This window comes from Frigidibacter sp. RF13, from assembly GCF_026626305.1.
In the GTDB taxonomy this organism is placed as follows: Bacteria; Pseudomonadota; Alphaproteobacteria; order Rhodobacterales; family Rhodobacteraceae; genus TMP-24.
The window spans coordinates 470520-479963 of sequence record NZ_JAPNUE010000002.1; the positions used below are offsets into that span (position 1 = coordinate 470520).

Annotated in this window: 10 protein-coding genes; 5 read left to right on the plus strand and 5 right to left on the minus strand. The window is 63.9% G+C overall.

All coding sequences use genetic code 11. The features are described 5' to 3' along the window. The first annotated feature begins 60 nt into the window (after positions 1–60). The 4 genes from smpB to OU426_RS07975 all read left to right on the plus strand — a co-directional run bounded on the left by smpB (position 61) and on the right by OU426_RS07975 (position 3094). Positions 61–531 (plus strand): SsrA-binding protein SmpB, encoded by a 471-nt coding sequence (gene smpB, locus OU426_RS07960; protein WP_267633421.1) that lies wholly within the window; start codon positions 61–63, stop codon positions 529–531. A 118-nt stretch (positions 532–649) separates the two neighbouring features. Beyond that, the gene (locus OU426_RS07965) at positions 650–931 is read left to right on the plus strand and encodes a hypothetical protein (RefSeq protein ID WP_267633393.1); all 282 of its coding nucleotides are present in this window, start codon (positions 650–652) and stop codon (positions 929–931) included. Positions 932–1052: 121 nt separating this feature from the next. Beyond that, entirely contained in the window at positions 1053–1901 is an 849-nt protein-coding gene (sseA, locus tag OU426_RS07970) for a 3-mercaptopyruvate sulfurtransferase (RefSeq protein ID WP_267633394.1), read from the plus strand. An 11-nt stretch (positions 1902–1912) separates the two neighbouring features. Continuing rightward, positions 1913–3094 carry an amino acid aminotransferase gene (locus OU426_RS07975; protein ID WP_267633395.1) on the plus strand — a complete coding sequence of 394 codons (1182 nt, stop codon included), beginning with the start codon at positions 1913–1915 and terminating at the stop codon, positions 3092–3094. A gap of 47 nt (positions 3095–3141) precedes the next feature. On the opposite strand, the gene OU426_RS07980 is transcribed toward OU426_RS07975, so the two are convergent. Continuing rightward, positions 3142–4452: an ammonium transporter gene (locus tag OU426_RS07980; RefSeq protein ID WP_267633396.1), complete on the minus strand. Its 1311-nt coding sequence runs from the start codon at positions 4450–4452 to the stop codon at positions 3142–3144. Positions 4453–4479: 27 nt separating this feature from the next. Beyond that, on the minus strand, positions 4480–4818 hold the full coding sequence (locus tag OU426_RS07985) for a P-II family nitrogen regulator (RefSeq protein WP_267633397.1): 339 nt from the start codon (positions 4816–4818) through the stop codon (positions 4480–4482). Between the two features lie 249 nt (positions 4819–5067). On the opposite strand from OU426_RS07985, the gene OU426_RS07990 reads away from it, so the two are divergent. Beyond that, positions 5068–7266, plus strand: coding sequence for a transglycosylase domain-containing protein (locus OU426_RS07990; protein ID WP_267633398.1), 2199 nt, complete (start codon positions 5068–5070; stop codon positions 7264–7266). Positions 7267–7317: 51 nt separating this feature from the next. Here OU426_RS07990 and OU426_RS07995 read toward each other — a convergent pair whose 3' ends face one another. The 3 genes from OU426_RS07995 to rpsO all read right to left on the minus strand — a co-directional run bounded on the left by OU426_RS07995 (position 7318) and on the right by rpsO (position 9198). Further along, on the minus strand, positions 7318–7923 hold the full coding sequence (locus tag OU426_RS07995) for an ABC transporter substrate-binding protein (protein ID WP_267633399.1): 606 nt from the start codon (positions 7921–7923) through the stop codon (positions 7318–7320). Continuing rightward, entirely contained in the window at positions 7913–8677 is a 765-nt protein-coding gene (locus OU426_RS08000) for an MlaA family lipoprotein (protein ID WP_267633400.1), read from the minus strand. Before OU426_RS08000 ends, OU426_RS07995 begins: the two co-directional genes overlap by 11 nt. A 251-nt stretch (positions 8678–8928) precedes the next feature. Continuing rightward, positions 8929–9198, minus strand: a complete 270-nt coding sequence (rpsO, locus tag OU426_RS08005) for a 30S ribosomal protein S15 (RefSeq protein ID WP_267633401.1) — start codon at positions 9196–9198, stop codon at positions 8929–8931. Positions 9199–9444: the final 246 nt, after the last annotated feature.

The following is a 9444-nucleotide window of genomic DNA, read 5'->3' on the forward strand; positions in this document are numbered from 1 at the left end:
ACTTCCCCACGCCACCCGGTGCTGGACTCGGGCGCGGCGCTCGCCTATCTCAGCCCAATCATGGCCGAAAAGCACGACCCCAATTACAAGGTGATCGCCGAAAACCGCCGCGCGCGGTTCGATTATTTCATCGAGAGCGATCTCGAGGTTGGCATCGTTCTGACCGGGTCCGAGGTCAAGTCCCTCCGCACCGGTCAATCAAACATTGCCGAGAGCTATGCCTCGGTCGAGGAAGGCGAGCTGTGGCTGATCAACGGCTATATCGCCGCTTACAAGCAGGCGGGCGTCTTCGGCCATGAGGAACGGCGCAAGCGCAAGCTGCTCGTTTCGAAGAAGGAACTGTCGCGCCTCTGGCAGGCGATCGGGCGCGAGGGCATGACGCTTGTGCCCCTGGTCATGTATTTCAACCACAAGGGCCGGGTGAAGCTGAAGATCGGCGTCGCCAAGGGCAAAAAGGTCGCCGACAAGCGTGAAACAGAGGCCAAGCGCGACTGGAACCGCCAGAAACAGCGGCTTCTGAAGCAGGGCTGACCGTCACCACACTAGAGATTGTCAGACGTGCGAACCCGTGGCAGGGTTCGCGCATCTGGCGTGTATGGGCCGGACCGCCGGACGTGAACATCGGCCCGACAGGAAGGAACGAGTACTCATGGAACAACTGATCATCAGCCTCCTTTCGGGGGCCGCCGGTGGCAATATCGTCGGCAAGATCCTCAAGAACCTCGACCTTGGCCCCATCGGCAACTCGATCGCCGGCATCATCGGCGGCGGGCTTGGCCAGCAGATCCTCGGCTCGCTCGGCGCAGGCGATCCGGCGGCCGGGATGGACATCGGCTCGATCATCGCCTCGGTCGCATCGGGTGGCGTTGGCGGTGGTGTTCTGATGGCAATTGTCGGCCTCCTCAAGAGCATGATGGCGAAGAATTCCTGACGCGCGTCGGGGCAGGGTGGGGCATGGCGCTGCCCCATCCTGTGTCACCTCCATGAAACTCGCGCTTGCGTCATCCGACCTCCCGCGGCTATTCCCTGAAATCGTTGCGAGGAGAAGTGCCATGACCGACGATCCGCGGACCCTGGTTTCGACCGACTGGCTTGAGGCCCATCTGAAAGACCCCGATCTGAGGATCCTCGATGCGAGCTGGTATCTGCCGGACGCCGGGCGCGACCCGAAGGCGGAATATGCCGAGGCGCATATTCCCGGCGCGCGTTTCTTCGATATCGACGCGATTGCCGACCAGCGGTCGGGCCTGCCGCATATGGCACCGCCGCCCGAGATGTTCATCAGCCGGATGCGGGCGATGGGGGTGGGCGACGGCCATCAGGTGGTGGTCTATGACGGCGCGGGGCTTTTCTCGGCAGCGCGGGTCTGGTGGACTTTCCGGCTAATGGGCAAGATGGATGTCGCGGTGCTGGACGGCGGCTTTCCAAAGTGGAAAGCCGAGGGGCGCCCGGTCGAGGACATGCCGCCCATGGTCCGCGACCGCCATATCACCGTGCAGCGCCAGGCCCATCTGGTGCGCGACGTAACCCAGGTCGCGGCAGCGGCGAAGCTTGGCGATCACGCGATCATCGATGCGCGCTCGCCTGGGCGGTTTTCGGGCGAGGAGCCGGAACCGCGCCCGGGCCTGCGGTCGGGCCATATCCCGGGGGCGGTGAACGTGCCTTACCGGTCTGTCCTGAATCCTGATGGCACTATGAAGCCGGCGGGCGAGCTGGAGAAGGTCTTCACCGCCGCGGGCGTCGATCTGAAGAAACCCGCGATCACCAGCTGCGGATCGGGTGTCACTGCCGCGGTCCTGAGCCTGGCGCTCGAACGCATGGGCAAGCGCGACCATTCGCTTTATGACGGCTCCTGGGCCGAATGGGGCATGTACGGCGATCTGAAAGTCGCCAAGGGCTGAAAGGATTTGCCATGCTGAACGCACTGAAACCGCAACCGGCGGACAAGATCCTACAGCTTATCGGCCAGTTCAAGGCAGACGAACGGTCAGGCAAGATCGACCTCGGCGTCGGCGTCTACAAGGATCCGACGGGCCTGACGCCGGTGATGCGGGCGGTGAAGGCGGCCGAGCACCGGCTGTGGCAGACGCAGGACACCAAGACCTACACCGGCCTAGCCGGAGAGCCCGCGTTCAACGCGGCGATGGCGGACCTGATCTTCGGGGGGGCGGCCCATGCGCCGCGCATTGCATCCGTCGCAACACCGGGCGGGACGGGGGCGATCCGGCAGGCGTTCGAACTCATTCGCATGGCGGCGCCGGGCGCGACCGTCTGGGTCTCGGACCCGACCTGGCCGAACCATACCTCGATCCTGACTTACCTTGGCATGACCTGGAAGCCCTACCGCTATTTCGATGGCGAGACGCGCGGTGTCGATTTCGCGGGCATGATGGAGGACCTCAAGGCCGTGAAGGCGGGCGATGTGGTCCTGTTGCACGGCTGCTGCCACAACCCGACCGGGGCGAACCTGACCCTGCCGGAATGGGCCGAGGTCGCGGCGCTTCTGGAACGGACCGGTGCCACACCCTTCATCGACATCGCCTATCAGGGCTTCGGCGACGGGCTGGAGGCCGATGCCGCCGGTACACGGCTGATCGCCGAGCGGCTGCCGGAGGTGCTGATCGCGGCCTCCTGTTCGAAGAATTTCGGTATCTACCGCGAACGCACGGGCGTCCTTATGGCGCTGGGCGCGGAGGCTGGCCGCGATGTGACGCAGGCGAACCTCAATTTCCTCAACCGCCAGAACTATTCCTTCCCGCCCGACCATGGCGCGCGGGTGGTGACGACCATCCTGACCGACGCGGCGCTGCGGGCCGACTGGATGGCGGAACTGGAAGAGGTGCGCCAGACCATGCTGTCCTTGCGCGAACAGCTGGCAAACGAGTTGAGGACACTCTCAGGCTCAGACCGGTTCGGCTTCATCGCTCAGCATCGCGGCATGTTCTCGCGCCTCGGCGCCACGCCGGAGCAGGTGGAGCGGCTGAAGAGCGAACATGCGATCTACATGGTGGGCGATAGCCGTCTGAACATCGCGGGGCTGAACCGGACAACCGTGCCGATCCTGGCGCGGGCGATACTTGCAGTCGGGATATGAAAAGGCGGGGCACGTGCCCCGCCTTCATTTTTCAGAACGACCCGGGCTCAGCCGTGATAGGCACTTTCGCCATGGGCGGTCTGGTCGAGGCCCTGACGCTCGCTGTCCTGATCGACGCGCAGCGTGACGAGCATGTCGACGATCTTGTAGAGCACGAACGAGACAATGCCGGTCCAGGCAATGGTGATCGCCACCGCCTCGATCTGGATCCAGACCTGCGCGCCGATGGAATAGTCGTCCCCCTTCACGCCGCCGAGCGTGGCCGAGGAAAAGACCCCGGTCAGGACCGCACCCACGATGCCGCCCACGCCGTGAACGCCGAAGACATCTAGGCTGTCGTCATAGCGGAACATGTTCTTCACGGTGGTGACGAAGAAGTAACAGGCGGCCGCGGCGATCGCGCCCAGAAGGATCGCGCCCATCGGGCCGATCGTGCCGCAGGCCGGCGTCACGGCGACCAGCCCCGCCACCATGCCCGACGCGGCGCCAAGCATCGAGGCCTTGCCGCGGGCAGCGGCCTCGATGACCGACCAGGCAAGCGTCGCGGCGGCCGTGGCGACGAACGTGTTGATCATCGCGAGCGACGCTCCGCCGTTTGCCTCGAGGTTCGAGCCGACGTTGAAGCCGAACCAACCCACCCAGAGCATCGAGGCGCCGATCATCGTCATCACCATCGAATGCGGCGCCATGTTCTCGCGCCCGAAGCCGATGCGCGGACCGATCACGATGCAGCCGATCAACGCCGCGACGCCCGCATTGATATGCACCACGGTGCCGCCGGCAAAATCGATGGCGCCCATCTGGAAGAGAAGCCCGTTTGCATCCCAGACCATGTGGGCAATCGGGAAATAGACGAAGGTGACCCAGAGTGCCGAGAAGAGAAGGACGGCCGAGAACCGCACCCGTTCGGCGAAAGCGCCGATGATCAGCGCGGGCGTGATCGCGGCAAAGGTCATCTGGAAAGCGATGAAGACATATTCGGGGATCACGTAGCCCGCGCTGAAGGTCGCGGCCATGCTGTCGGCAGTGACGCCCTGCAGGAACAGTTTCGCCGTGCCGCCCCAGAAGGCGCTCGTCCCGCCCCCGAAGGTGACAGAATAGCCGTAGATGACCCAGAGGATCATCACCAGGCAGGCAACCACGGTCGTCTGCATCAGGATCGACAGCATGTTCTTCTGCCGCACAAGGCCGCCGTAGAAGAGCGCGAGGCCGGGAAGGGTCATGAAGAGCACGAGGACCGTCGCGATCATCATGAAGGACGTGTCGCCCTTGTCCATGACGGGGGCGGCCTCGGCCGCCTCCTGGGCGAAGGCGGGCGCCGCGAGCGCGAGCGCGGGGATGAGATATCGAAGTTTCATGGGGTGCATCCTTGTGTCACGCATGGGTCAGAGGGCGTCGTCGCCGGTCTCGCCAGTCCTGACGCGCAGCGCCTGCTTCAGGTCGAGGACGAAGATCTTGCCGTCACCGATCTTGTCGGTGCGGGCGGTGCGGGCGATGGTGTCGACCACTTCGTCGGAAAGGTTGTCGGGCACGGCGATCTCCAGCCGCGCCTTGGGGACGAAGTTCACCGCATATTCGGCGCCCCGATAAATTTCGGTATGACCCGACTGGGCGCCAAACCCCTTGATCTCGGTCACCATCATGCCGCGCACGCCGATCGCCACCAGCGCCTCGCGGACCTCGTCGAGTTTGTAGGGCTTGATTGCCGCTATGATCAGTTTCACATCTGCCTCCATATCCGGCCGCCGGGTCGTGCCGGCCTGCCCTTACTGGGGTTGCTGCGCTGCGGCATGGCAAGATTTCGCCGGTTCCGGCCGGTTGCAGGTCTTCAGAATCCCGAAAAATCGGCATGTAGGGGGAAGGCTGCCTAAACTTTCACCGCTTCTGAAAGGCGCGCGGGCGTTTGCGAGGCTCCACATCCCGGCGGGAAGGGTCTATTGTCGCGCGCCAAAGGCATAAGAACGGTGTGAGGCATGGCAGGTCAGAACGGGGGCAACGGCAGGCTCGTCGCCGACAGGCGCTATGCCGCGAAACGGGCCGCACCCAAGCCCGCGCCGAAGGCCCGGCCGCCGAAGAAGCCCAAGCGCCCGCGCCGGGCGCGCGGTGGCAATATCTTCACCAGGCTGATCTTCGGGCTGATCGGGCTGATCTGGACCATGAGCTGGCGCGTGGGCATCGTGGCGGCGCTGGGGCTCGGGGGCATTACCTATTATTACTATTCGCAGCTGCCGCCCTACGATGATCTGATCGACGCCCGCGTGCGCGGCTCGGTCACGCTTCTCGATCGCGACGGCAAGGTCTTTGCCTGGAGGGGCGAGACCTTCGGCGGTTCGATCGACGGCGATACGGTATCGCCCTATCTGAAGAACGCGGTCATCGCGACCGAGGACAAGCGCTTCTACCGCCATTTCGGCGTCAGCCCGCGCGGCATCGCCTCGGCAATCAAGATTAACATGAGCGAGGGTCGGGGGCCGTTCGAGGGCAATGGCGGGTCCACGATCACCCAGCAGCTTGCGAAACTTCTGTGCCTCGGGGTCACCTATGACCCCAGCCAATGGAAGAGCGAAGCCGACTACGAAGCCGACTGCCGGTCCGGCGGCATCAAGCGCAAGCTGAAAGAGATCCCATATGCGATGGCGCTTGAAGCCAGGTACGGCAAGGAGGGCGTTCTGTCGCTCTACCTCAACCGCGCCTATCTGGGTGCGGGCGCGCGCGGGTTCGAAGCGGCGGCGCAGCGTTATTTCGGCAAGTCGGCCAATGATGTGAACCCGTCGGAGGCCGCAATGCTTGCGGGCCTGCTGAAGGCGCCGTCGAAATATGCGCCGACGGCGAACATGGAAAGGGCTCAGGACCGGGCGGCGCTGGTTCTGGGTTTGATGCGCGATCAGGGCTATCTGACGGACAGCGAATACAAGGACGCACTGGCCAATCCGGCGAAACTGTCGAAAGCGGCGGCGCAGAAGGCGGGCGGGTTCTTCGCCGACTGGGTTATGGAGACGGGACCGGCCTTCCTGACCAACGACACGACCGAAGATGTGATCATCGAGACGACCTTCGATCAGCGTATTCAGGCAGCGGCGGAAGCGGCGCTGAAACAGGTCTTCGAGACCAAGCTGAAGGAAGGGTCGAAGGCGGAGGCCGCAATTGTCGTGATGTCGGCCGACGGCGCGGTCCGCGCCATGGTCGGCGGGCGCGAGGTGCAGGGGCCGGGCGCCTTTAACCGCGCTACCCAGGCGCTGCGACAGCCCGGATCAACCTTCAAGCCCTTCGTCTATGCTGCGGCGCTCGACCTTGGGTACACGGCCAACAGCATCGTCGATGATAGCCCGATCTGTATCTACACCGCCGGTTCGGGCGACTGGTGCCCGAAGAATTACGATCCGGGCTTCCGCGGGGCCATGACCCTGACTGATGCGCTGGCCGGTTCGGTGAATACCGCGACGGTCCGCGTGTCGCAAATGGCGGGGCTAGAGGCGGTGAAGGCGGTCGCGCAAGGGTTCGGCTTTGCCTCGAAGCTCGCCGAAGGCCCGGCGGTGGTGCTGGGCGTATCGGAATCGACCCTGATCGAGATGACCGGTGCTTATGCCGGGATTCTGAACGGTGGCTCGGCAGTGAAGCCCTATGGGCTGATCGAACTGCGCTTCAAAGGGGAAAGCGAGCCTTTCCTTGGACAGGAGGGCGGCATACGCGAGCGGGTGATTTCCGAAAATGCCGCGCGTCAGCTGATCTATATGATGAACCAGGGGGTGGAGCGTGGGACAGGGCGCCGCGCGCGGCTTGACGGCTGGCCCGCGGCGGGCAAGACCGGCACCACCCAGTCGGCGCGCGATGCCTGGTTCATCGGTTTCACCGCCGATTATGTGGTCGGCGTATGGATGGGGTACGATGACAACACCCCCCTGAAGGGCACAACCGGCGGCGGCCTGCCAGCCGAGATCTGGCATGAGGTGATGGTGCGGGTGAACGAAGGGCTCGAACCGGCGCCCCTGCCGATGATTCGGCCCGAAGAACTGCCGCCCGCCGCTTACGTGAACGCCGACGGCGTGCCGACGGCGCCGACCTACCCCGGCCAGGTCTTCGATGCGACCGGCGGGCAGGCTGCTCAGCCGCAGCCCGAGCGGCGCCAGACGCTGGGCGATATCCTGATCAATATCCTGACAGGCGGGAATTGATGAAAGAGGGGGCGGAAACCGCCCCCATCCATCCGTCGATGCTGTCGCGGCTTAGCCCGCAGCCTTAAGCGCTGCGATCAGCTTGTCGATATTGCCGCCCTGTTTGTCGAGCATCGCACCGATCTCGGTCCGTTCGGAGGCGAGCATGTTCACGCCTTCGATGATCAGGTTGAAGAACCGCACCTTTCCGGACTTGTCGAATACATGCCAGCGCACTTCGAACGGGCTCTGGCCCTGAAGTTTCGCGGTCGAGACGACCTCGAAGAAGTTCTTCAGAGGGCGTGCGTCCCTTACCTCGATTTTGCCGCCGATGAATTCGCGGAACCGTTTGCCGTACTTGACCGCGATATAGCGCTTGAAGGCGCTCGCGAAGGCCTGCTTCTGCGCCGCGCTCGCCTTCTTGCCTGCCGGGCCGAGGGCGGATGCGGCAATATAGCCTTCATCGGCATAGCGCGCGAAAATGCCTTCGAACGATTTGAACATCGCGCTTTCGGACTGGCCGGAATTGATCACGCTGTTGATCTCGCCGATCAGCTTGTCGATCAGCGCGCGCGCCTCGTCCACATTCAGGGCCTGCGCGCCGCCCGGCATCAGCGACGCAGCAGCAAGACCCAGGCCAAGCGCCGAAAAGGCGCGGCGGGAAAGATTACTGGGCATAGGGGTCCTCATAGGGATCGAACGTCTCTTCCTCGATGCCCAGTTCGAAATGGCGGTTCTGCAGGTAGAGAAGCCGCGCCTGGGCATAACTGTCTGCACTGTCATAGAGTATGGATTCATAGGTATCCGCGAACCGCTGCCGGTTGCCGACCTTGGCCGTCAGCCGTCCAACCGTGATATAGGCAGCCTCATTCGTGTCGACCAGTGCGTTGACCGGGTCGATCACGATATCGACGATGGTACCGGCAAGATCCCGCTCGGTCGAAGGGCCGAGGAAGGGCACTTCCAGATAGGCGCCTTCCGCGACGCCCCAGACATGCAGGGTCTCGCCGAAGTCGGCCGGGTCGGCGGGGATGCCGATCTTGCTGGCTGGGTCGAACAGGCCGCCGATGCCGATCGTCGAATTGACCGCGAAGCGCAGGGTGTTTTGCAGGGCCGGGCCGGGCTTGCCCTGCAGCAGGCTGTTCAGGACGGCGCTCGGCTGGCCGAGGTTCGAGGCGAAATTGCTGAAGCCGATCGACACAGGGCGCGGGATGATCGGGATCACGCCCTTCTGCTCATCATTGCCGAAGAAGAACTTATCCACGGCCGTATTGAACCGGTGGACCGAGCGGTTGCCGCGCTCATAGGGGTCGTTGATTTCCGCGCCGGGCTCGGGCCGGGCGCAGGCGCCAAGGAGCGCCGCAAGCGCAAGCACCGGGAAAGTGGCGCGAACGCCCGGGCGCCGGAGCGACTTCAAAAGGCTCTGAAACATACGGGTTCAATCCTTCGGAAGGCGAAAAACCATCAACTCGCTTCGCCTTTAGGCGCCGGTTCCGGAGGTTGCAAGGCTATGGGCACGCAAAGCGCGGAAGTGTGACTGCTTTCCGCCTATCCTGTAACGTTATCGCTTGCAGTGGCCTCAGCGGGGGGCGTTCGCCCTTTCCAACATGAGTCTGGGCGGGGTTCCAAAGCAAGAAGCCCGCACCTTTCGGCGCGGGCTCCTGTCGTTCCAGCCGGACCGCGTCAGCGACGCAGGCCGAGGCGCTCGATCAGGCTTGCGTAGCGCGCCTGGTCCTTGGCCTTGAGATAGTCGAGAAGCTTGCGGCGCTGGGCGACCATCATCAGGAGGCCACGACGCGAATGGTTGTCCTTCGCGTGGCTCTTGAAATGTTCGGTGAGCGTCGCGATGCGCGACGACAGGATCGCGACCTGGACTTCGGGCGAACCCGTGTCGCCCGGCTTGGTCGCATATTCCTTCATCAGGCGGTTCTTTTCTTCAACCGTGATCGACATCGGGGTCTCCTTTCAGAAAGGGGTTATGGCGCAGGCCGGGATGTCGTCCAGCAAGGCCCGTGGAGGGACCGTCCCATGGCGGGGCGGATGCGCGCCTATAAGGGAGAATCGATCGGAAGGGAAGAGTTTTCGCCTTTACTTCACGCCCTTGCCGGACCAGCTTTTCCCGTTCCCGTTCCCGTTCCCGTTCCCGTTCCCGTTCCCGTTCCCGTTCCCGTTCCCGTTCCCGTTCCCGTTCCCGTTCCC